The sequence below is a fragment of the Paenibacillus pasadenensis genome (assembly GCF_002864175.1).
Classification (GTDB): domain Bacteria; phylum Bacillota; class Bacilli; order Paenibacillales; family Paenibacillaceae; genus Paenibacillus_O; species Paenibacillus_O pasadenensis.
The window spans coordinates 14,022-37,880 of the sequence record NZ_NFEZ01000004.1 but is presented as its reverse complement, the minus strand read 5'-3'; the positions used below and the strand labels follow the sequence as shown (position 1 = coordinate 37,880).

The 23,859-nt window shown below is 64.2% G+C and carries 15 protein-coding genes; 1 reads left to right on the top strand and 14 read right to left on the bottom strand.

The window, feature by feature from the left end:
* Positions 1 to 121 precede the first annotated feature (121 nt).
* Genes B8V81_RS09820 through B8V81_RS09810 form a run of 3 tightly spaced genes read right to left on the bottom strand, consistent with a single transcriptional unit; the run spans position 122 to position 2,122 of the window.
* Positions 122 to 829: a hypothetical protein gene (locus tag B8V81_RS09820; protein WP_101808281.1), complete on the bottom strand. Its 708-nt coding sequence runs from the start codon at positions 827 to 829 to the stop codon at positions 122 to 124.
* Positions 826 to 1,749, bottom strand: a complete 924-nt coding sequence (locus B8V81_RS09815) for an ABC transporter ATP-binding protein (RefSeq protein WP_240478982.1) — start codon at positions 1,747 to 1,749, stop codon at positions 826 to 828. The genes B8V81_RS09820 and B8V81_RS09815 overlap by 4 nt, the downstream gene beginning before the upstream one ends.
* Positions 1,750 to 1,753: 4 nt before the next feature.
* Positions 1,754 to 2,122 carry a GntR family transcriptional regulator gene (locus B8V81_RS09810; protein ID WP_028598290.1) on the bottom strand — a complete coding sequence of 123 codons (369 nt, stop codon included), beginning with the start codon at positions 2,120 to 2,122 and terminating at the stop codon, positions 1,754 to 1,756.
* A gap of 290 nt (positions 2,123 to 2,412) precedes the next feature.
* Between B8V81_RS09810 and B8V81_RS09805 the strand changes: the two genes are divergently transcribed.
* Positions 2,413 to 2,910 carry a type II toxin-antitoxin system PemK/MazF family toxin gene (locus tag B8V81_RS09805; protein WP_244912813.1) on the top strand — a complete coding sequence of 166 codons (498 nt, stop codon included), beginning with the start codon at positions 2,413 to 2,415 and terminating at the stop codon, positions 2,908 to 2,910.
* A gap of 365 nt (positions 2,911 to 3,275) precedes the next feature.
* Here B8V81_RS09805 and B8V81_RS09800 read toward each other — a convergent pair whose 3' ends face one another.
* From B8V81_RS09800 to B8V81_RS09745, 11 genes are all read right to left on the bottom strand, one after another.
* A complete protein-coding gene (locus B8V81_RS09800) occupies positions 3,276 to 5,966 on the bottom strand; it encodes a 5'-nucleotidase C-terminal domain-containing protein (protein ID WP_101808280.1) in 2,691 nt (896 codons plus the stop codon).
* Positions 5,906 to 9,493 (bottom strand): chitobiase/beta-hexosaminidase C-terminal domain-containing protein, encoded by a 3,588-nt coding sequence (locus tag B8V81_RS09795; protein WP_180968415.1) that lies wholly within the window; start codon positions 9,491 to 9,493, stop codon positions 5,906 to 5,908. Before B8V81_RS09795 ends, B8V81_RS09800 begins: the two co-directional genes overlap by 61 nt.
* 1,793 nt (positions 9,494 to 11,286) lie before the next feature.
* Entirely contained in the window at positions 11,287 to 13,782 is a 2,496-nt protein-coding gene (gene spoIIE, locus B8V81_RS09785; RefSeq protein ID WP_028598288.1) for a stage II sporulation protein E, read from the bottom strand.
* A gap of 595 nt (positions 13,783 to 14,377) precedes the next feature.
* Positions 14,378 to 15,196, bottom strand: coding sequence for a type II toxin-antitoxin system PemK/MazF family toxin (locus B8V81_RS09780; protein ID WP_101808277.1), 819 nt, complete (start codon positions 15,194 to 15,196; stop codon positions 14,378 to 14,380).
* Between the two features lie 200 nt (positions 15,197 to 15,396).
* On the bottom strand, positions 15,397 to 16,170 hold the full coding sequence (locus B8V81_RS09775) for a hypothetical protein (protein WP_043111134.1): 774 nt from the start codon (positions 16,168 to 16,170) through the stop codon (positions 15,397 to 15,399).
* Positions 16,160 to 17,653, bottom strand: a complete 1,494-nt coding sequence (gene pilM / locus B8V81_RS09770; RefSeq protein WP_101808276.1) for a type IV pilus biogenesis protein PilM — start codon at positions 17,651 to 17,653, stop codon at positions 16,160 to 16,162. The genes B8V81_RS09775 and pilM overlap by 11 nt, the downstream gene beginning before the upstream one ends.
* A 16-nt stretch (positions 17,654 to 17,669) precedes the next feature.
* Entirely contained in the window at positions 17,670 to 18,428 is a 759-nt protein-coding gene (locus B8V81_RS09765) for a prepilin peptidase (protein WP_028598286.1), read from the bottom strand.
* 10 nt (positions 18,429 to 18,438) lie between these two features.
* A complete protein-coding gene (locus B8V81_RS09760; RefSeq protein ID WP_101808275.1) occupies positions 18,439 to 18,873 on the bottom strand; it encodes a prepilin-type N-terminal cleavage/methylation domain-containing protein in 435 nt (144 codons plus the stop codon).
* Between the two features lie 748 nt (positions 18,874 to 19,621).
* Positions 19,622 to 20,830: a type II secretion system F family protein gene (locus tag B8V81_RS09755; protein WP_028598235.1), complete on the bottom strand. Its 1,209-nt coding sequence runs from the start codon at positions 20,828 to 20,830 to the stop codon at positions 19,622 to 19,624.
* A 3-nt stretch (positions 20,831 to 20,833) separates the two neighbouring features.
* On the bottom strand, positions 20,834 to 21,883 hold the full coding sequence (locus B8V81_RS09750) for a type IV pilus twitching motility protein PilT (protein WP_101808274.1): 1,050 nt from the start codon (positions 21,881 to 21,883) through the stop codon (positions 20,834 to 20,836).
* A gap of 118 nt (positions 21,884 to 22,001) precedes the next feature.
* On the bottom strand, positions 22,002 to 23,666 hold the full coding sequence (locus B8V81_RS09745) for a GspE/PulE family protein (protein ID WP_101808273.1): 1,665 nt from the start codon (positions 23,664 to 23,666) through the stop codon (positions 22,002 to 22,004).
* Positions 23,667 to 23,859 lie beyond the last annotated feature (193 nt).

Below are 23,859 nucleotides of genomic sequence, written 5' to 3'. Positions count from 1 at the left end.
GCTCTTTCGCGCTCCTTCCGGCGGGAGCCTGCGGGCTCCTCGTCGTTTCTTTTCCTCTATTATAAGCGAACCCGGTCGAGAAAAGAAAAAACCGCTCCCCGAAGGAAGCGGCAAAGGGAGGTCAGGCTCTCGCCGACGAGCGGCGCAGCATGAGCCAGGACAGCGTCGCGAACAGGACGGCCAGCGCGAGCAGCAGCAGGCAGACTCCCTGCAGGCTGATCTGGAGGCCGGAGATCCAGTCGAAGATCGGAACCCACCAGCCGCGCAGCGAGGCGATCGTGGTGAACGCGCCGCCGAGGATGAACGCGCCGCCGTACAAGAGGAAGTTCCCCCGCTTGCCGTAGCGCCGGCTCAAGCTGCCGGACACGAAGCCGCCGTAGCCCGCGAAGAGCAGCGCCGTGAAATAGACCGCGAACGTCTGCCAGAACGGACCGTCCGTCGTGTAGGGAATGACGAAGAAGTGCATGCCGAACCAGCCGCCGATCGCCTGCTCGATCGAGGTCGCGACCGTCAGCAGCGCGCCGTGGAACGCTGACATCGCGAGAAAGGCGATGCCGCTCCCCGTAAAGTAGTCGCGCCGGCTGATGCACAGGCTGAGCGCGAAGTTGAAGGTCCAGTAGACGGAAATCATGCCGACGATAAACATGTAGATGATGATCGACAGCAGTCCTCCGGTCGTGAACGACTGCTCGCCGCCGCCGCGGTTCACGGAGAAGGCGACGACCAGATTCACCGTGAAGCTGGAGAGCAGGATGAGCCAAGGCAGCAGCAGCCAGTTGAATTTGTCTCTCCGATACATCGTAAGGATGCTTTTCAGTCCTCGATTCATGCCGATTCCTCCTTGCCGCGGGCCGCATGGGCCGTCAGGTCGACAATCAGCTGCTGCAGCGGCAGCGGCTCCGCCTCCAGCCCGGCTTCACGCGCCCGGCCGATGCCGTTCTCGCCCGGCTCGCCGGCCAGCACCGAGGCGACAGCCGAGCCGCCGATCGTCTCGCGGCGCAGCACTCTCCGGCCCGCCGTGACGGCGTCGACCTTGGCGGCCGAGCCGCTCACCCGGTAGGCGCGGGAACGCAGCGACTCCGCATCCTCGCTCAGGAGCAGCCGGCCGCCGTCGATGACATGGATCGCCTCCAGCAGCCGGCTCACCTCATCGATCAGATGGGTCGACAGCACGACCGTGCGCGGATGCTCGGCGTAATCCTCGATCAAGCGGTCATAGAACAGCGAGCGCGCGACGGCGTCGAGGCCGAGGTACGGCTCGTCGAACAGCGTCAGCTCCGCCCGGCTCGACAGCCCGACGACGATGCCGACCGAGGAGAGCATGCCGCGCGAGAAGCCTTTGATCTTCTTGCGGCGGGGAAGGCGGAACGACTCCACGAGCTCGCCGGCGAGCGCCTCGTCCCAGTTCGGATACAGCGCGCGGGCCGTCGCCAGCACGTCCTCGACATGGAACATATCCGGGTATCTCTGGCTTTCCTTGATGAAGCAGATCTTGCTGAGCGCCTCTCGGTTCTCGTACGGCTGCTGCCCGAAGATGCGGACCTCGCCGGACGTGGCGAACAGCTGCGCGGTCGCGATGCTCATGAGCGTCGTCTTGCCCGCGCCGTTGCGCCCGAGCAGGCCGTGGATGAGGCCGGCCTCCAGCTTCAGGCTCACGCCGTCCAGCGCCTTTTGGGCGCCGTAGCTCTTGGTCAGCCGGTCGGCCTCCAGCGCGTAGGCGGCCTGCGTCCGGTCCTTGACGGTCATCATATGCTCAGCCCCTCCCTTTCTCCTGAATGATGGCCGCCAGCCGGCCGCTGTCGATGCCGAGCTTCTCCGCCTCGCGCAGCAGCGGCACGACGTACTGCTCGTAGAACTGCTCCCTGCGTCTTTCCATCAAGCGCTCCCGCGCCCCTTCCGCCACGAACATGCCGATCCCTCTCTTCTTGTAGAGAATGCCTTGATCCACCAAAAGATTGACGCCCTTGGCCGCAGTCGCCGGATTGATGCCGTAGAACTGGGCGAAATGCGTCGTCGAAGGCGCCTGCCCTTCCTCCGGGAGCGATCCGTCTACGATGTCATCCTCGATCTTCTCCGCGATCTGCTGAAAGATCGGCCTCCCGTCATCCTTGAGAAAGCTCAACTTGCCTCACCACCACATTGGTTAATTACTCATGTAACTAACCATATAACCTATGCGGGAGAATGTCAAGGGATGCGGGCGCAACATTCATACAAGGAAATCAAAATCAGATTAGTTTGTAATATTTGGATCTGCATGATATTTTCAATTCACATGCATAGAGGAGGTAAGAGATGACGATTTTAAAGGAAGACGCTCATTGGCATAGCATTTTAAAGGAGAGAATCGCTGATTTAGAACGTACCATTGAAAATATGGGACTAAAATGAGGAAAAATATTTTTGGAATGGATGGAAACTCAAAACAAGTACCTAAAGTGGGAAACAGGTTTTGAACCATCGAAGCTCCGAAAATATAATCGTGGAGAGATCATCTTTGTCAATTTTGGGTTTAATCCAGGATCGGAAATCGGGGGACTTCATTATGCAGTCGTAGTGGATGAAAATGAGAAATCAAATCCGGTCGTAAATGTCGTGCCTCTCGGATCTCTTGAGAATAGCCAACCTAGGAGTATCTTACATAAGCATGAAATATATATAGGAGTTTTGGAAGATCTTAATGGAAAAGAGGCTTTTGCTATTCCAAACCAATTACAACCGATTAGCAAACTACGGATCTACAAGCCAAGAAGAGCTGCTGATAAAGTGTTTAAATTGCCCGCACCATTTTTAGATTTAATCGATAATAAAATTTTGGAACTGTTTACACCCAGATATTCGTCGGCTATCAAACTAATGGAGCAGGCAACTAATACAGCAGCTGCAAGCCGAGAAAATGACTCACAATAAACTATTGCATTTATCTAAAGATATATGCTATACTGTCTGGAGCGCCTTAAACAATGCCCTTTGGACTTTGTCCACTGCGGTCCTAAAAAGATTAAACGTACTTTAAAAGAGAAGACCGTCCCCTTAGGGGACGGTCTTCTTCGTCCTAAATTCAGAAAAGTAGTTCTCATTAACTGTTAATAATTTTACCTGTTGGATAATGGAGTCATCGGGAAGTCCCTTCCTCTAGATTGTCTTCCATCACCTAAAAGATGCAGCTGCCTCCATTTCAGCACATGTGGATCAAAGGAAACTCTCATTGAACGCAATAAAACGAACCGCTCTTCGGAAAAATCCCGAGGAGCGGTTCGTTTTTACAGGGATGTCTATTCGAACGAAGCTTGGGCCAGCAGGCGCTGCAGGAGCGCGGCGCTCTCGGCGCGAGTCGCGCCGGCGAGCGGCTGGAAGCGGCCCTGGTCGTCGCCTTGGATGAGGCCGTAGCGGCTAAGCTCCGCCGCTGCTGCCTGGGCCCACGAGGCGATGCGGCCGCTGTCGGCGAAGGCGACGGCTTCCGCTTGCGGAGCGGAGGCCTGGCGCCCGGCCAGCTGCACGGCGCGCAGCGTCATGACCGCCATCTCTTGGCGGGTGATGCGCTGCTGCGGACGGAAGCTGCCGTCCTCGTAGCCGCCGATCAGGCCCGCCTCGGCAGCGGCGGCGATGCCGTCCGCGTACCAGGCTCCCGCCGCGATGTCGGTGAACGATGCGGCGGAGCCGGCGGTCAGGCCGAGCGTGCGGGCCAGCAGCACCGCGAACTCGGCGCGCGTCACGGCATCGCCCGGAGCGAACGCCGAAGCGGTCTTGCCGGCGACGATGCGCTTGCCGGCCAGCTCTTGCACCGCCGCGGCGGCCCAGTGGCCGCGCATGTCGGCGAAGGCGGCGGCTGCGCCGCCCAGGGCGACATAGCTGCTGTTGCCGCGGCTGAAGAAGACGATCTGGCCGTCCTGCACGATGAACGGTACCGGCACGTAGGCCAGCTGGCCGGAGGCGTCGGAGCTGAGGCGCACGATCGCCGTCACGGCTGAAGTGTCAGCGAGGCTGAGCGAGCGCGGAACGTAGGAGCCGAAGCGGTTCGGCTCGGACGTCTTGCCGTCGACCGTCAGCGCAAGCTCGTACTCGGCAGCGCCGATTGCCGGCAGTCCCGCAGCCTTGGCGAGGTCGAGGCCTGCCTGGCCGCTGCCGATCTTGACGGTCAGCGCGGCGTCGGCGGCACCTTTGGCCAGCGACTCCAGCAGCGCGCGGGTAAGGACGTAGCTGCCCTGCGGCGAGGATACGGCTGCCTCGCGGAAGCTCGGCGCGCCCAGCAGGGCGGCGACCGTGCCGGAAGCGAGCGTCACCTCGGTCCGGTCGAAGGAACCGGCTGCGGATGCAGCGATGGTCAGCTTGCCGTCGGCTGCGGCTTGCAGCGCGGCAAGCGCCTGCTCCGCTCCGACGGTCACGGTTCCGACGGTCAGGCCCGCCTGTTCGCTCAGCTGCAGCGGGGCGGCGATCTCCCCTGGCTTGGCTGTAGGCGCAGGCGTTGTCGAAGCCGTCGGCTGCGGCGTCGCCGTGCCTGTCGGTGTTGCTGTCGGCGTTGGCGTCGGCGTTGTTGTCGATGTCGGCGTTGGCGTCGGATCGACCGGCAGCGGGCTGCCTTTCAGGTCGATGATGCGGCCCGCCGGAGCCGTGCTCTCATCGATCGTTTTCTTTTCCTTCAGATAGGTTTCCATCACTTCATAGTCCGGCAGATAGAGCGGCACGACTCGGCCTTCGTTGTAGGCCTTGGCCAGAGAGTCGTAGAAGTCGCCGCCGCGCGCGGTGAAGGCGTTGGTCGCGAGCTCGTAGGTCGCGTCCTCCTTCATGGCGACGTAGCTGCCGTCCGGCTGCAGCGTCTCGATCTTGACGACGCGCGAGCCGGCAGGCTTGAGCGAGTCGTAGTAGAAGCGCATGCCCGCCACATGCGGGAAGCGTCCATCGGAGGCCGGAAGCTTGGAAACGCCGTTTTCGAGCGCCTCGCGGATTTCCTTGCCGGTCAGCTTGACGGTGACGAGATCGTTGTTGAACGGAAGCACCGTCAGCACCTGGCCGAGCGTAATCGTGCCGGCCTCGATCGAGGCGCGGATGCCGCCGCCGTTCTGCAGCGCGAGCGTCGCGTTCGCGCCCGCTTTGCGGGCTGCGCTCAGCATGCCGTCGGCGATCAGGCGGCCAAGGTTCGTCTCCTTGGTGCGGACGTCATCGCGGACGCCGTTCAGCACGACGGTCGACTTCGCGACTTCCTCGCGTCCGAGCGCGTCGACGCCCGGCTTGTAGTCCTGCTTCAGCAGCGCCTCCGCTTCGGGATCGTTCGCCAGCACATAGGCGCTGCCGTTTTTCTCCTCGATGGAGATGAGCTTGTCGGCGTATTCGGAGATGACCCCTTCCTTGTCGAAGGCGACATCGAGGCGGCCGAGGAACTGGCCCTTCTCTCCCGTCTGCACGATCAGCGTCGGCGCTTCGAACGTGCGGTCCACGACCGCTTGCTCGAGCTTGGTGTGCGAGTGGCCGCCGACGATGACGTCGATGCCTGCCACCGCTTGCGCCAGCTCAATGTCCTCCTCGTAGCCGAGATGGGACAGGGCGATGATCTTGTCGATGCCTTGCTCCTGCAGCTGCTTGACGGCGGCTGCGGCGCTAACGGCCGGATCGGCGAACGTCACCGCTCCCGGAGACGCGATGTTGGCCGTGTCCGGCGTCGTCAGGCCGATCAGGCCGATCTGCTCGCCGCCGATTTCCTTGATCATCGTCGGATAGATCTTGCCTGCCGCCGCTTGTCCGGCTCCCGCCGCCGGGCGGACGAACGCCTGCAGCGCCGCTTCGCCAGAGAAGTCCACGTTGGACGAGACGAACGGGAACGCCGCGCCCTGCACGAAACGGGCCAGCACATCGGCGTTTTTGTCGAACTCATGGTTGCCGAACGTCATGGCGTCGTATTTCATCAGGTTCATGAACGCCAGATCGGCCATGCCTTCGTACTTGTTGAAATACAGCGTGCCGGAGAACACGTCTCCCGCATCGACGAGCAGCGGATTGACCGCGCTCGCGCCGTCGTGTCGAGGTTGGCATGCGTATCGTTCGTATGCAGCAGCGTCATGCGGAAGTCCGGCTTCGGCGCCGGCGTCAGATCGATCTGCGCGAGCACCGGATCATGGTCGGAGACGCGTCCTCGCGATTCCGGGAAGTCGGCGTTCAGGTGAACGACGTCGACCTTGGAGCCGACCAGCAGGTTGCGGCTGACGAGGATGTGGTCGAGCACCTGCGAGTTGCCGTCGTACGTGTACGTGTACTGCTGCTCGGCCGGCAGCGTGTCGATCAGGTTCGCCAGCTCGCCGCCTTTGAGGACCTTTGCCGTCTTGGTGAACTGGAAGTCGTTGAGGTCGCCGGTGACGACGACGTTCGCTTCCGGATTCGCCTGGACGATGGTCTTCACAAAGCCGTTCACGACGGCGGCGATTTTGTGGCGCTGGGTCTCGCTGGACAGGATCGGCGGCTGCGCCGCGCCGAACGGCCCCTGGTCGCCGCCCTTGGAGTTGAAATGGTTCGCGACGACGATCACCTTGCGGCCTTGGAACACGAACTGCGCGGCCAGCGGCTTGCGCGAAGAGGCGAACGCGTCGTTCGTCGGGTCGACGCGGCCCGGGTTGAGCGTCAGCGAGTCGGAAGCGGCATCGTAGGCCGTCGCTTCCGTGGAGCCGCCTTTGCGGCCCTGCACGCTGTCCGCGAGCTGCACGCGCTCGGCGTTGTACAGGAAGCCGACGCGGATGTTGCCGCCCGGCGCTCCGCCGTCCTCCTTGTTCACCGGAGCGATGTCGACGTACGTATACGTCGGTCCGCCCTTGGCGGCGATCGACTGGATCAGCGCGGTAGCGTCCGCTTCGACGATGCCGTTGTCGGTCTCGCCGTTGCGGTCCTGCATCTCGATGACGGTAATGATGTCCGGCGCCTTGAGGTTATGCGCGATGGAGTCGCCGAGCTTCTCGATCTTCTCCGCCTTGACGCCCGGGTAGAAGTTCTCGATGTTGTAGCTGGCGACGAGCAGCTTGTCGCCCTCCGGCTGCAGCGTCGTCGTCTCCTGGGCAAAGGAGCTCGTCTCAATTGCAGGCAGGCTGCCCGGCGCCGGGATCAGCTTGAAGTTGCCGGCATGGTAGCCGAGCGCGCCTACGACGTCGCCGGCGAAGCGGTCGCCGGTGCCGACCTCGAAGCCCGGATTGGACGAGAGGATCAGGACGCGCTGCGGATTGTAGTCCTTGTACGCGCCGAGCGCCAGGCCGCCGGCCGGCGTCACCAGCTCGCTGGAGCCGTTGTCGATGCGCGTGGCGATCGTGTACAGGCCGCTGCTGATCCAGTACGGGCTCGTGATGACCGGAGCCGGAGCTTGGACGCGCATGCCCTCGAGCGATTCGAAGAAGTCGATCGCGTCGTTCTCCGGATCGAAGACGGTCATCTTGTCATCGTCGATCGTCGGCGTCGGAATCTGGCGTCCCTGGGCGCCGAGCACGACCGGAGCCGGCAGCTCATGGCCGCTCTCCAGCACGGAGATGCTGGCCAGCGCGAGCTGCGTCGTCGTCAGGTTTGTCGCCAGCCCTTCGTTGTACTCGTCGATCTTGCCGCTGACTTCGACGACATCGCCGACAGCCGGCTTTTTGGACGCATCCGTGCTGTATACGAACAGTCCCTCGGAGGTGGCCGGGTCATTGTCCGGCTCCAGCGTCTGGATGTAGAAGCCCTTGTAGGACGGGGTCGCGCTCGCCAAATTGTAGCCGAGCTGCGTGACGACGCCCTTCACGCCCTGGATCGTCTGGCCGACGAACGGGGAAGCATGGCCCTTGCCTTGAATGTCGCGGATGCCGACCTCTCCCGCCAGCTGGTAGGAGAAGGAAAGCGTCTCGGTGCGCTGCTCGCCGTCCGTGGCGTACGCCCGGATCGTCATCGCCCGGTCGACGAGGATCGACTCCTCGTAAAGGGGGCTGGACGCGGTCGGCTCGGAGCCGTCGGTCGTGTAGCGGATCGGCAGGTCGCCGGCCGGCACGCTCAGAGCCACGCGGGTTCCAGGAGCGACGATGCCGCCGGCTGGGCTCGCGAGCACGGTGAACAGCTGGTCGACCAGCATGCCGTCATGCAGCGGCACGAGCTGGTAGATGCCCTGGTACTGCTTGACGACGCCGATGACGCGGTCGAAGGCTGCATTTTCCTTGACCTTGGCCGAGCTGGAGAAGATGGCGAAGCTGGTGTCGGAGCCGGCCTGCTTGGCCGACCAGGTGCTGCCGGACTTCGCTCCGATCGTCACATTGTCGATGGAGATGAACTGCGCTTCCAGCGCCTCGCCGGCCGGAGCGGCCAGCTGCTCCGGCGTGACGGCGCGGATCGCCGGCACCGGCTGGTCGCGCTCCAGGATCTCGAGGCTCAGTCCGGCTGCAGGCTTCAGCTCCTGCAGGTTGTTGTAGTGGACCATCTCGCCCTGCACGCTGACCCGGTCGCCCGCGCGGAGCTGGTCCGGATAGTCATACAGCACGATGGCGGCGGTATTGTCTTGGAGATAGACTTCCCTGCCGTTTACGGCGGTAACGACGCCCTCCGTCCAGACGTTGCGTCCGACCGGAGCGAGGCGGGCGTCGGCGACCGACTGCTTGGCCAGCACATCATAGGCCAGGTCGCGGGAGATGCTTCCTTCTGCGCCTTCTTTGGCGGCATAGGTGTGGAAGGTGACGGACTCCGTCAGCACGATCGGGCTGGTGAAAGCGCGATACGTGGAATCGGCGGACGTCGAGTAGTAGACGGACGCGCCAGCCGTCGCCGTCGACAGCGTCACCGCCGTGCCGGCCGGCCATGCGTTCGGAGCCGGGCTGCCCGTCACGGGCTGGACCGTCACGACCGACGGCACGTCGGACGGGGAGGCGCTGTTGCGCGGAGCCGGAGATCCGACTTCAAAGTCGGTTGCGTTGTTGTCCGTATCCTGGCCGCGGTCGTTGCCGCCTGTGACGGACGGCTTGCGAATCGCCGCGGTCGTGTTGGACAGAACCTTGGTCGGGCCCGAGCCTTCGAACGTCGTCGCCGCCCCGTAGCCGACCATGTCGACGACGGCACCGGAAGCATCGGACAGGCGGACCTTGCCGTCCGTGCCGCCGAGAGCGAGGGAACCGGACGCATCCGGGGTCGGCAGCGATGCGGCGCTGTTCGCGCCAGCGGCTTGCTGAATCAGGAAATAGCCTCCTGGAGCAAGGGAGCCGCTTAGCGTCATATTGTTGTTCGATGGAAAGCCGCCGGCTTTGCTGGCGTATTCCAGCTTCCACCCGTTCAAGCTCACCGTCTCGCTCGTCGGATTGTACAGCTCGATGAAATCATGGCTGTACGGCGCGCCGTTGTTGCCGCCAGCTCCGAAGATCTGGCTGATGACGACATGGCCGGCCGCCGCGGCGCGGACGGTCGTCGCCATGCCGGCTGGCAGCAGCAGCGTCGCCAGCAAGGCGAGCACCGTGAACAGGCTGATGTTTCGTTTGGAGCGAATCAAGAAGGATACGGGGTGAGAAGGCAAATTCGTCAGCTCCTTGAGGATAATAGAGGATATTGCGTTTATTATAGCGGAAAATTTTAGCTTGCATAGATGAATATTCATCATGAGTATCATTAGTTTTTTGTAAATGAGATGCAAATTGATTCAAAGATGAATGAAAATAGATGCAGAATGTTTGCAAATTCATATGAATTCAGGCTTCCGACGGTGAAATGTCAGGTTTTCAGCGGCGACTTCATTTTGAACAAAAATTTCGGCGAGGGCCGGATTGTTCGCTGCGCGCAAGGGGCGAAGGGAAGCGAAGGCCGTCTTGGCCTTCGTTGAACCCTAGGTCCCGAACGGCAGCAGACAGCCCGTTTGAGCGCTCGCCGCCCCTCTCCGTCCGACGCCTGACAGGAGAAGGCAATGAAAAAAACCGGCAGCCCGAATGGGGGCTGCCGGTCGGCAAGGTCTGGCGCGTCGCCGCATGAGGCGCCGGCCAGGATGCTGGCTCTATGCGCCTTAAAAGGTGCTCGCTCGATGAGCGCTGGCTCGGGGCGCCGCATAAGGCGCCCGCTCGGTAGGGCGGACTCGGCGCCGGATGAGGCGCCGAGCGAGATATGGAATCGCGGAGCCTTGGCGCGGCGGGCGGACGGCTGACCGCTCCGGACCCGGCGAGGCTCGGCGTCGAATGGATAAGTTCGGGAAGCTATTCGGTTGTCGCTCCCGGCTCCGGCGCCGGGCTCAGCGGGGCTTGCCGCCGCGCGCCTCCTTTCCCGGAGGTCGCCCCGGCCTCACGAGCCGCAGGCGTCCTTCCTCGCCGCCGCATGGGCTGCGCACCGGTCCGCGCCGCCTTCGGAGCGCCTGGGCGGCGCGGCTTCGTCGCCGCCCGCTCCCCGCCGCCGCAAGCACGTCGGCGGCGAGCTCCATGGCCGGCAGACGCCCGGCCCAGCGGCAAGGCTCCCGGCGCGGCATCCCCCTGCCGCGCCTCCGCCGCGCCGCCCGTGCCCGGCNGCGCCATGCCTCCGGCGGCGCGGCCGCGCCCGCCGCCGTGCGGCTGCGCCGTTCGCCACGAGCTCCAGCTGCGCGCGGGAGCTCGTCCGCTCCGCCGCCGCCGTCCTCGCGCCGCCCGCTCCGCGCGCCCGCCGGCTGCGGCTGCCGCGGGCATCCAGCCCTCGGCATAGCCGGAGCGCTCGGCCTCGCGCTCCGCCTGCGCGGCCGCCGCCGTCTCCATGAGCGCCGCGGCGAACGCGCGCTGCGCCATCCGCTCCTCCGCGGTCCACAGCCGCTTGCCGCGCTTCTTGTCCGCCGCGAGCCGCATCCGTTCCATCTCGCGCATCAGCAGCTCCTCGAGGCGCAGCTCCTCGAGCCGGGCCTCCGCCTCGCGGCGCTTTTCCCGCTCCTGCTCCCGGCGGCGGCGCGCCGCCTCCAGCTGCTGCTGCTCCTGCAGACGCAGCTGCTCCTCGAGCCTCTGCTGCTGCTTCTGCTGCAGGCTTTCGCGCTTCTTGCGGGAACGGGCGCTGCCCGGGTTTCTGCGGATAAGAGTGGTCATGATCGAATTCCTCCTTTGATTGGTCGAGCGGTTGATCTATGCTCAAGGTTCCGGCGGACCGCCCTCTGCGGCTCTGCCGTACGCGATTCGCGCCATGCGGCCCGGCGCCGCCATGTCCGTCCCTAACGTCCGTCATCCCTCGGATGCCGGCCCTTCCCTGCCTCGCATCGGCCATCGCGGACCCGTCCCTGCCGGTCGTCCTCCACCAGATGTCCGTCCCTGCCGGCCGATGCCGCGGGCGCTCCGTCCTGTCTCCGCTCTGCCTCGCCGCCTGCCTGCCGCTCTAGCTCACCGTGCGCGGCCGCTCCAGCTTGCTGAGGCCCGGCCAGCGGAACGTCGCCCACTCCGGCAGATGCTTGTCCACCTGGGCCACGACGACCGTCATGTCGTCCACGATCTCGCCCTTATACTGCCGCACGACGCGCTCGAGCAGCATGTCCGCGATCAGCTGCGGGTCGTCCGTCGCCATCTCCTGGATGATGCGCTTCATCCACAGCTCCTTGTTGACCGCATGGCCCGGAGCGTCGTAAATGCCGTCCGTCATCATGATGAGCGTGTCGCCCGGCTGCAGCTGCATGCGGATGAGGTCGACGTCGATGTCCTGCAGGATGCCGATCGGCAAGTTGTTGGCGGCCACCGGGATGACCTCGCTGCCGCGCTTGATGAAGCTCGGCGTCGAGCCGATCTTCATGAATGTCGTCTGCGCCGTGTACAGGTCGATCAGCGCCACGTCCACCGTGGCGAACATCTCGTCGGGCGAGCGCAGCATCAGCACCGAGTTGACCGACTTGATCGCGAGCTGCTCGTCCATGCCCGACTGCAGCAGCTGCTGCAGGATGCTGAGCGCCGTGCTGCTCTCCAGCCGCGCCCTTTCCCCGTTGCCCATGCCGTCGCTGATCGCGACCGCGAACTTGCCGTTGCCGAGCTCGACCGTGCTGAAGCTGTCTCCCGACAGCAGCCCGCCGCCCTTCGCCGCGCCGGCGATGCCGGTCGCGACCTCATACTCCTTGGCCGAGCCGAAGCGCAGCAGCCGGGGCTCGCCGTTTTTCAGCGGCTCCCGCTCCGCCTTCACCGCCACATGCTCGCCCAGAATGTCGCTGAGCAGCGGCGCAATAATTTTGCGGCCCTCGTCGTGTCCCTGCGGGAAAGTATGATAAACCTCAATCTCCACATTCCCTTCCTCGAGGCTGATGATGTCGATGCCGTGGATGGACAGCCCGAGCGCCTCCAGCGCGTCGCGGATCTGCTCCTCCTGCAGATGCAGCTGCTGCCCCTCGCGCTGGATCTCCCTCGCCAGATCCTCCATGATCTGCGAGACGCCGGCCAGCTGGTCGGCGACCAGTTGACGCGATTCGAAGATTTGCCGCTTCCAGTGCAGATCGTGCTTGTAGCGCTCATGCTGCTGCTGCAGGGCGTTCATGACCGGATGCGTCTTGCTGCAATGGCTCGTCCACGTCCTCGGCATGTCTTTTTTGCCGGTATACTCCCCCTCGTCGATCGTCGTCATCATCTCGGTCATCATCTTGTAGGTGTCCATGAACTTCGAGCTCCAGCACATATCCTTGCGGTGGCAGCTGGCGCATACTTTGGAGGAGGCGGCATTCATGAAATGCTCGAGCTCCTCCTCGGCCGGCTTTTGCGGAGCGGCCGTATTGAGCTGCCCGAAGCTGCTCGCCAGCTGGCGGAACACTTCCGAGAACTGCGTCACCCGCTGCGCCGTCACTTCCCGGACGCGTTTCGCATACTCATGCTGCGACTTCACATGCTCGCTCGTGCCCGGCACGTAGCGGGAGATCGTCTTCACGACGAGCTTCGGCGTGAGCAGGAACAGCGCGGCGGCGACGACCGATTCCCAGGTGCTCGCCATGACGTCCATCCCTCCGCCTACATATAAGGAAAGGATCGACGTGCCGAGCAGCATGCCGAACGCGACGGCCATCCTTCCGCCTTCCTTCAGCAGCCCCGCAAGCAGTCCCGAGAAAGCCAGCAGGCTCATCTGCACGACCGCGTTCAGATTGGCGAGGCTGAGGATGAGGCCGGCGACGACGCCGACCGACGCCCCGAGCGGCGCGCCTCCCGCAAAGGCGAACAGCAGCAGCATGTAGCGGGAGAGGATATGCTCGAGCGACAGCCCTTGGATGCTCCACCCGACCGCCCCCGTCATGACCGACGCCATCAGGATCATGAGGCAGATGATCTCCTCGTTCTTGAGCGAGTTGCTCTTGCGCGTCATCGTCAGCACCGGGATCGCCTGCACGAACACCAGCGTCAGGACGAACGCGAGCGCCGACTCTACGCCGACCATCATCAGGTCGTACCAGCCGAGCGTCCCGTGCACGAACGCCCCGAACAGCTTCACGACGAGCGTCGCCAGGAACACGAGGATCGGCGCCTGCGACAGCTCCGCCTTCTCGTACACCTCCAGTCCCTTCAGGAGCAGGAACAGCACCGCGATCTCCATCGCGATCGGAATCGCGCTCGGCGTCGCCGCCAGCAGGCTGCCGGCGACGAGCGACACGGCCGTCAGCTTGTACATGTCCCTGCGCAGGAAGTAGATGACCGCGAAGTACGCGGGAGCGAACGGCATCAGGTTTTCCAGGATGACCGCCCGACCGAGCAGGAAGCCGACGACAGCGAGCAGGATCGTCCAGCGCTTCGCGGCGATCAGCTGGAATACTCTCCACTGGGCCGCCCTTTCCCTCCCTCTGCGCAGCGCCTCCGCCGCGCGGCTTGTCCGAGGCTGGCCGGGGAACAAAACAACGTTGGCCTTTTCCTTCATTTCGGCACCACCATTTCCGCCTTAGTGTAGGTCTGATTATAGGGGCCGGTTTTTATGAAGTTTGTCAGAACAAGGCTTCTGCCCGAAAGTTTTTTCCGACACGCGGCGCGTCCGGGTCGAGCCGCCCGCGCCGCGCTGTCGGCTGGGGGCGCGAGCCCTTGCCCCGCAAGCGCTCCGGGTCGTTCGGAGAGCGGCCTGGCAGCCGCGGCGAAGCTCCCCTCGCGCGGATGATGCGGTGCTTCACCCCGTTTAGCTTCACTCGGGACGCGTCGAATCGCAGTGGGTTCGTGTCGGGATTGATGGGACGGAGGGGAAAAGTTTTTGGCATACGCGGGTATAAGGCGAATCGGGGGACGGCGGAGTCGAAGCCTCGGGGGCGGATGCTGTCCGCGCACGACGCCGGGCCGGGGCGGGCCAGCCGCGAGAAGCTCGAGGGCATGAGGCTTTGGGGGCAAAAAGAAAACCCCCAAGGCGGATGCCTTGGGGGTTTTTCGCTCGAACGAGCTCGTTTGAAATCATGTTTCGTTTTCCCGAACGGGAGCTATGTAGAACATTCGTATCCTATGATAGCGCGTCGGCTGTAGGCTGTCAATGCTTATGAAAGCTGTCCGACCGCCGCTTCGGCGGCCATCTGTCCGGTCTGCTTCAAGGCGAGGATGGCTTCCGCCTCGGCCTGCTGGAGCGGATCGCGCGAGAGCAGGCCGCGGACGAGCCTCCTCCGCTCCCCGAACGGCATCTCGATCGCCTGGAGCGGAATCGCCTTCATCGTCTTGCTCCAGGGGAGCTGGTAGAGGAGCAGGCTGTGGTGCAGGCCGTAGGCGACCGGGACCTCCAGATCGGAGCGGTTGTCGTCGCTGAGGCCGAACGGGATATGGCTGCCCAGCTCCTTTTCGATGACGCTTCTCAGCGTCGGCTGCTTCAGCAGCGTCTCATGGAACAAGGCCAGCACCTGCCGCTGCTGCCGGACGGTCAGCGACACGTTGACGAGCCGGCCCGCAGCGTTGCGCTTCTTGACCGGCTCGATGAGGCTCCGGCGCGACACGGTCGTCAGCTGGTTGATCATGATCGCCGTATCCTCGGCCGGCAGCGTGTCGACCGGACCGATGGCGAACTTCGGATGCTTCACCTTGCTGCTCAGGGGAAAGACGCTCAGGTTCGAGCTGTGCGCCGGCGCGTCCCACACGACGGCATAATGGGGCTCGTTCATGAGATGGCCGATGCCGATGAAGCTGACGAGCACGATATCGAATCGGTCGAGCGAAGGCTTGTAGACGGTCTTGCCGCGTTCATCCGTTCCTTGGGACAGCACTTTGGCTTCGGCGTTGATGAGGCGTTCGAACTGATCGACGAGCTTGTCCTGCAGCTCGCGGTCGAGGCGGCCGAATGTCTCATGGCCGTTCAGGCATTCATGCACGTTGGGGTCTCTCCTCCGGGGACGCAATCGGGCCGCTTGCTCAAGAGCCGATTAGATCCACTATTTTTGTAAAGACGAATCTCTCTTCCCTCCTTACCCGCTTTTGTCCGCGCGACGCGAAAAAAGCCCTCCGGTAAGGCGCGCTTCGCATCGAAGCGCTTCTTGGCGGAGGGCGGGAGGGGAGAATCGTCGAGCCGCGCTCAGGAGCGCGGCGGAGGCGAAGCGACGGAGGACTCCGCATAAGGCAGCAGCGGCGTCTCGACCCGGTCGCGGTACGTCGGCTGGAAATAAGCGGCGAACGTCAGCGGCACGGTCAGCTCCTGCTCGCTGCCGCAGCCGCAGGAGCTGCGGCTCAGCTCCAGCGACTCCAGCGTCGTCAGGCGGGTCAGTCCGTGCAGGCTTTGCACGTACTTCAGCACGGCGTCGTACGTTCCCTTGACGACGGCCGACACCTGCAGGCGCAGCGGCCCTGCGGCCGCCGCTCCCGCCGGCTGCGGCTCCGAGGACGGGGAGCCGCCGGCCGCCAGGCCCAGCTCGTCGGCGGACGGGGCGGCATCGCCTTCGGCCGCGGGGGCGCCTTCGCCGGGAGCGGCGGAGCGCTCGGCGGCCGGATCGGCGGACGGATCCGAGCGGAGCGGACGGGAGGCGGCCAGATCGCCGCTGAAGGCGATCGACACATGCTCCACGCCATTTTCGGCGCCGAGCTGCTCGAGATCGAGCACGAGCTGCTCTGTGTTGTCCCAGTACGGCAGCTCCGCCTGGACGCCTTCCACGGGGCGAATCTCCGCCTCCTCCCGGCGTTCCTGGAGCTTGGCGATCAGGATGTCGTTCAGCTTCTGCTGCGTGCCGAGCTCCGCCTCGAGCGAGGCGGCCTTTTCCTCCGCCGGCTTCAGCCCGTAGAGGAAGAACAGCAGCAGGCCGAGGAAGAGGATCGCGGACAGCAGCAAAATCCAGGAATTGCGTCTAGCTGCCATCGGCGGTCCCCTCCTTCGTAGGCTCGGTCGGCTTCAGGACGATCGTATAGGCCGCTGCATACGTCGGCGTCGCGTCGTTCTCGGCCCCTGTCTGCTCCTGCTTGATCGAAGTCAGCGTCGCCTGGTCCAGCCACTCGATCCGCCGGATATCGAACAGATAGCGGGAGGAATCCTTCATGCCGCCCAGCCGGACCGATACGCTCAGCTGCCCTCCGCTGCTGTAGGCGATGCTCTGCAGCTCCGCCCCCGTCGGCAAATAAAACTCGAGATCGCGCACGTAGCCGGTTGCATCCCGCCGCTGGGCCCGAATCTGCTCGGCCTGCTCGTACGGATCGGCTTCCGCTCCGCTGGCCTGCCGGTTCAGCCCGTCGAGCTGGCGCTGCAGCGCCAGCTGCTGCTGGCTCGCGTCCAGCAGCCGCTCCTGCGCGTCGGACGCCGCTTGCCGCTCGCCGACATAGCTGTAGCCGAGCAGCGCCGCGCAGGCGATCCAGGCGACCGCGAGCAGCGCCGCCGCCAGCGGCGCCAGCCGCTGCTCGCGGTCGACGCGCGGCAGCAGGTTAAGCCGGAGGATGCCAGATCCGCGGACGAGCAGCCCGGCCGGCACGACGTACGGCTCCGCGCGGCCGTCCAGGCTCTCGGCCGCAAGGCTGCCAGGCTCGGCGCCGCGGAACTCCACCTCCGGCAAAGCGGCGGCCAGCGACTGCCGCAGCGCCTCCGCCTGCTTGCCGGCACCGGTGATGACCGCCTGCCGGATGCGGGAGCGGCCTTCCTGCAAGCCGAATTCATAGAAGCTGAGCATGCGCGTGATCTCGGCGGTAAGCTCCCCGATGCGCAGGCCGCCCAGCTCCTGGTCCACGCCGTCCGCCTCGATCGAGCGCACGAATACCGGGTTGCCTTCGTGGAACATCGCGATTTCCGCCGCGGCTCCGCTTAGATGGACATGCATCCGCTCGCGGGGAGGCTCGTCGCCGAAGCCCGCCGCTCCTTGCAGCGCCGTCGCCACGATGCCCGTGCCGACGACGCGGATGCGCGCCTCCCGCAGCATCGCGACCAGCGGCTCGATCCAGCTGCGGGGCGCCGCGTAGACGAGCGCCTGCGCGCTTTCCTCGCCTTGCTCGAGCAGGACATAGTCATAGACCGGATGCTCGAACGGCAGATGCATGACCGTCTCGACTTCCAGATGGATCAGCTGGCGCAGCTCGCGGTCGCTCGCCGCCGGCAGCGCCATCCTGCGTACGATGACCTGGGAGGTCGGCACCGCCAGCACGGCGACCGCGCCTTGCAGCTTGCGCTCCCGCGCCCACTCCCGGATCGAGAGCCGCAGGCTTTCTTCGTTGACGATGGCGTCCTGCGCGATCAGTCCCGGAGGGAACGGAAAAAATCCGGCCTGCTCCGGATCCAGTCCCTTCTTGCCGAGCGGAGCGTAACGGATTCCGGCGGCGTCGATCGCGATGCCGATCCGCTTTCTGCCTAGTGCGGGCATCCTTATCACATCCTGCCTACTTGAATAATTGAAGGTAGCTGCCGATCAGCGCATCCCCGTACCCGTACGCGATCAGCGCGCCGAGCATGAGGAAAGGGCCGAACGGCATCGGCTGGCGCAGCTTGCTCCGCCGCCGCAGCAGCAGGACGAGTCCTGCCGCCGTTCCGGCGAAGCTGCCGAGGAGCAGCGTCAGAAGCGCGCCTTTCCAGCCGAGCGCGAGTCCGATCAGCGCCAGCAGCTTGACGTCGCCCATCCCCATGCCTCCCCGGCTCAGCAGCGCGACTAGCAGCAGCACGCCGCCTCCGGCGATCGCCCCGAGCGCGTACTCCGCATAGGAGCGTCCGTCCGGCTCGAGCAGGCGCAGGAGCAGCAGCGGCGGCAAGAACGCCAGCAGCACCGCGTTCGGAATCCGCATGTAGCGGATGTCCGACACAGTCACGATGACGGCCAGGCTGGCGAGCAGCAGGCCGATCAGGCCCTGCGCCGTCAGGCCGAACCGCAGGTACGCCCAGACGAACAGCAGCGCGGCGGCCAGCTCGCCTGCCGGGTACAGCGGCGAGACTGGCGCCGCGCAGCTGCGGCAGCGCCCCCGGCTGAGCGCGTAGCTCAGCACGGGGACGAGCTCGCGCGCAGCGAGCCGATGCCCGCAGTGCGGGCAGGCGGACGGCGGCCGCACGACCGATTGGCCGAGCGGCACGCGCAGCGCCACGACGTTGAAGAACGAGCCGCAGGCGAGTCCGAGCGCGAACAGGTAGAGGGAGATGAGGAGGGTCATGGGTTTTTATTTATTTTAGATCTGCTGCTTGGTAAACTTTATCTTCGGTTGTTGCGGCTTCATCTGTACTTATAGTTACCGAATCGAGAGTGCCATCAGCTTTAAACTTTACCTCCCCACCTGTAATCACTGCTTTGGTACTTGGAAGCCTGAGCCCTGCATCCAAATAATTTTTAGATACCAATGTGTCACCTGTACCACCGACAATTTTAATATCCTTACCTTTAAAATCACCATTCAATTCCGTCGACACGTACATCCTGGCTGCATCATAAATTTGTTGTGCTGTAGCGATGTCGGACTTGTCTCTCGATTTATTCATGATGTTGCTGATGACCGGAATCGCAATCGCAGCAATAATCCCCAAAATAACGATTACCGCCAGAAGCTCGATCAGTGTGAAGCCTTTCTCGTCCTTCTTCAACTTCTTCAAAATTGCTGTCATGTTTATTCCTCCTAAATGAATGATGACTTGAACCTCAGGGCATCCAGGGTTCACTGCATGCCCTGCAATATAGATTGAGCTCATACCTGTAACCCGATTTTTTCGGGTTACAGCGTCTTTCTTGCCACTTCGAGCACCTGCAACCTGATTTTTTCGGGTTACAGCGTCTATTCCGTGACTTCGAACACCTGCAACCCGATTTTCTCGGGTTGCAGCTTCTTTTCCATCACTTCGGACATCTGCAACACGATTTTTTCGGGTTGCAGCTCTGGCGGCGCGCCTCTAACACCCGAGTTACTCGGTTTTTCCGCGCAACTGCCACGTCGACGTGCCTCTAACACCCCAGTTACTCGTTTTTTTCGCGTAACTGCCGCTCCGACGGCCTTCCAACTACCCAGTTACTCGGTTTTTCCGCGTAACTGCCACGCCGGCGCGCCTCTAACACCCGAGTTACTCGGTTTTTCCGCGCAACTGCCACTCCGACGGCCTTCCAACTACCCAGTTACTCGGTTTTTCCGCGTAACTGCCACTCCGACGCATCCCCAACCACCGAGTTACTCGGTTTTTCCGCGCAACTGCCGCTCCGACGGCCTTCCAACTAACCAGTTACTCGGTTTTTCCGCGCAACTGCCTCGCCGTCGCGCCTCCTACTACCCAGTTACTCGGTTTTTCCGCGCAGCTGCCACGCCGGCGCGCCTCCAACTAAGTTTTCCGCGCAACCGCCGCGCCGTCGCGCCTCAAAAGCCGCCTACCCCATCTGCCCGTACAGGCTGAACATCGGCAGCATGATCGCCGCGACGATGAGGCCGACGACGCCGGCGAGGAAGACGATGAGCAGCGGCTCGATGAGCGACTTCAGCCGGTCGACGGTGTTGTCGACGTCCATCTCGTAGAAGTCCGCGACCTTGGCCAGCATCTCGTCGAGCGCGCCCGTCTCCTCGCCGACCGCGATCATCTGCGTGACGAGCGGCGGGAATACCCACGACTGCTTGAGCGGCTCCGACAGCGGATTGCCCCGCCGCAGCGAGTCGGCGCTCAGCCGCAAGTAGCGGGCGATGACGCGGTTGCCGACCGCCTCCTCGACGATCTGCAGCGACTGCAGCATCGGCACGGCGCTCGCATACAGCGAAGACAGCGTGCGCGACACCTGGGCGATCGCGCCCTTTTGCTGCAGCTTGCCGAACACCGGGAGCTTCAGCTTCACATAGTCGAGCGCATACGCGCCGCGCTGCGTCCGCTTGAACCCGAGCAGCAGCGCCAGCAGCAGCACCGCCGCTCCGAGCCACAGGTACCATTCGTTCTCGATGCTGGCGCTGAGCGCCATGACGACCTTGGTGATCGCCGGCAGCTCCGCGTTCATCGACTCGAACATGCTGACGAACTGCGGCACGATCGCCTTGAGCAGGTAGATGACGGCCGCGACGGCAAGCAGCCCGACGATGACCGGATAGGTGAGCGCCGACTTGATCTTCTCCCGCGTCACATGCCCCTTCTCGAAAAACGTCGCTAGCCGCTCGAGCGTCCCCTCCAGGTCGCCCGACTCCTCGCCCGCCCGGATCATGCTCGTGAACATGACGGGGAAGATGCGCCGATGCTCCATCGCCGCCTGCGAGAAGCTGCTGCCGCGCAGCAGCGAGGCATGGACGTCGCGCAGCGCCTTGCGCAGCGGCTTGCTCTCTGTCTGCTGGGAGAGGATGTCGGTCGCCTGCACGATCGGCACGCCGGCCCGGACGAGCGTGGCGAACTGCCGGCAGTAGACGATGAAGTGGGCCGGCTTGACGGGATTGCCGATGTAGATGTCCATCTGCAGCAGCGAGCTGCGATGCTCCTCCAGCGCCAGGACGACGAGCCCGCGGCGCCGCAGCTCCTCGACCGCCGACGACTTGTCCATCGCCGTCAGCATGCCCTTCAGCTGCTTGCCGGCGGAGCTTTTGACATGATAGTGAAACTGCGCCACACGCTACTCCCCTCTCTCCTGCAGGTAAGCCCTGGCGTCGGCCGGATCGGCCGCGCCCTGGCGCAGCAGCTCCTGCACGCTGCTCTCCAGCGTGGCCATCCCCTGCTGCCGGCCCGTCTGCATGACGCCGCGCAGCTGATGGACCTTCTCGGTCCGGATCAGATTGGCGACGGCCGGCGTGTTGACGAGGATCTCCGCGGCGCAGACGCGCCCGCGTCCTCCCGCCCGGCGCAGCAGCCGCTGGGCGTGCACGCCGATCAGCAGCGAGGCGAGCTGCGCCCGGATCTGGCCTTGCCTGTCCGTTCCGAAAGCATCCACGATCCGGTCGACCGCCTGCGGCGCGTCCGCCGTATGGAGCGTGGACAGCACGAGATGCCCCGTCTCCGCCGCCGTCAAGGCGGCCGCCATCGTCTCCGCGTCGCGCATCTCGCCGACGAGGATGACGTCCGGCGCCTGCCGCAGCGCGGCCCGCAGGCCGCTGGCGAAGCTCGCCGTATCGCGGCCGATCTCCCGCTGGTCGATCAGCGAGCGCTCCTGCGGATACACATGCTCGATCGGATCCTCCAGCGTGACGATGTGCAGGCTGCGCGTCCGGCTCAAGTGCCCGACGAGCGCCGCCAGCGTGGACGACTTGCCGCTGCCGGTCGGGCCGGTGACGAGCAGCAGCCCTTGCCGCCGCTGCGCCCAGTCCGTCAGCATGCGCGACAGGCCGAGCTCCTCCAGCGTCGGCGTCCCGTTCGGCAGCACGCGCGCCGCGAGCCCGAGGCCGCCGAGACGGCGGAACACGTTCAGCCGGTAGCGGCAGCCGTCCGTCTCGCAGGCGAGATCGGCCTCGCCCTCCGCGTCGAAGCGCTCCCTGCGGCTGCCGAGCAGCGGCAGCAGCAGCGCCTCCGCTTGCTCGCGCCCGAGCGGCTCCGCCAGCGAGACGGCAGGCGCCAGCGCCCCGTCGATCCGCAGCAGCGGCGGCGCTCCGGCCGCCAGATGCAGATCCGAGGCGCCCCGCTCGCGGGCCTCGCGCAGCAGCTCCCGCAGCAGTCCCTGCGGTTCGTTCATATCGGTCCAGCCTCCTTTTGCCCTTGCAGGCGCAGCCTGATGCGGTTCCCCGCGCGAGGCCGGCCGAGCCTGGCGCGCCGGCGCCCTGCTGCCGCCTCGGACGCTCCATGATCCATCCTCAGCGCAGCGCCGCCTCGCGCATCACTTCCTGCACGGTCGTCTGTCCCTGCAGCACCTTGTCCATGCCGTCCTGCAGCAGGCCGGCCAGTCCGGCCCGCTCCGCGGCTGCCCGCAGCTCGAGCACCGAGGCGTCGTCGCCGATCATCCGGCGCAGCTCGTCTGTCACGGCCAGCACCTCGTGGATCGCGATCCGGCCGCGGTAGCCGGTCTTGCTGCAGCTGCCGCAGCCGGCGCCGCGGTACAAGCGATCCGTCTCGATGCCGTAGCTGCGCAGCAGGATCCGCTCCTGCTCGGTCGGCTCATGCGCCTGGCGGCAGTCCGGGCAGACTCGCCGGACGAGCCGCTGCGCGACGACGCCGACGAGGGAGCTGGCGATCAGATAGCTGGCGATGCCCATGTCGCGGAACCGGGTCACCGTGCTGACCGCGTCGTTCGTATGCAGCGTCGACAGCACGAGATGGCCGGTCAGCGACGCCCGGATGGCGATCTCCGCCGTCTCCGAGTCACGGATCTCGCCGACCATGACGATGTTCGGGTCCTGGCGCAGGATCGAGCGCAGCCCGGCGGCGAACGTCAGCCCGATCGCCGGGTTCACATGCACCTGGTTGATGCCTTCCAGCTGGTATTCCACCGGATCCTCGACGGTGATGATGTTCTCGCTGTCGCGGTTGAGATGCTGCAGCGCCGAGTACAGCGTCGTCGTCTTGCCGCTGCCGGTCGGCCCGGTGAGGAGCACGATGCCGTAAGGCGACTCGACCATTCCTTTGAACAGCCGGTAGTTGTCCGGGCTGAAGCCGAGCTGCTCGATGCCTTTGACGCCGACGCTCAGATCGAGGATCCGCAGCACCAGCTTCTCGCCATGGATCGTCGGCAGCGAGGAGATCCGGATGTCCACCGTGCGGAAGTCGACCTGCATCTTGATCCGGCCGTCCTGCGGCAGCCGCCGCTCGGCGATGTTGAGCTTGGCCATGATCTTGAGCCGCGCCGTAATGTAGCCCTGCATCGCCTTGGGAATGACCCGCTCCGTGCGCAGCTCGCCGTCGATCCGGTACCGGATGAGCACCTGCGTCTCGCCCGGATCGACATGGATGTCGGACACCTGCAGCTGCACCGCCTGCTGGATCATGCCGTTCACCAGCCGCACGACCGGCGAGTCCTCGTCGGTGATCTCCATCTCGCCGATCTCGTCCTGCGTCGGCAGCTCGCCCAAGATCTGGCTCATGGAGTCCTGCAGGCCGTAGAAGCGGGCGATGGCGCGCTGCAGCTCCTCTTTGGTGGAGATCGCCGGCTCGATCCGGAAGCCGGTGCTCATCCGCAGCTCCTCGATCGCGAAGTAGTCGAGCGGATCGGCCATCGCCACCATCAGCTTGCCGCCCTCTTTGTGAAGCGGGATGACCTGATAGCGGCGCGCCAGGCTCTCCGGGATGATCTGGGCGATGGAAGGATCGATCTGGTACTTGAACAGGCTCACATGCGGAATGCCCAACTGGAATTCCAGCACCTCGATGAGCTGCTGCTCGGTCATGTAGCCTTGGGCGATGAGCAGATCGCCCAGCTTCTGCTTCGTCCGTCCCTGCTCGCGCAGCGCCTCCTGCAGCTCCGTCTCCGTAATGACGCCGCTCTCGACCAGCAGGTCGCCGAGCCTTTTCCTCACCCTGTTCATCTCGCTTCGCCGCCTTCCTCTCTTCCCGCCGTCGCGGCTTGTCCTCCTAATTATCGAAAGGAAATATCGATAAGTTTAGGTCTTTAGTCTCAACATCAGAAATTAATGAACGTTTTCTCATAAAACGAATCATAATTATCGTTTAATCAATAAATATCGTCTTTTTATTTCAATATGTGAATAAAACCAGGTC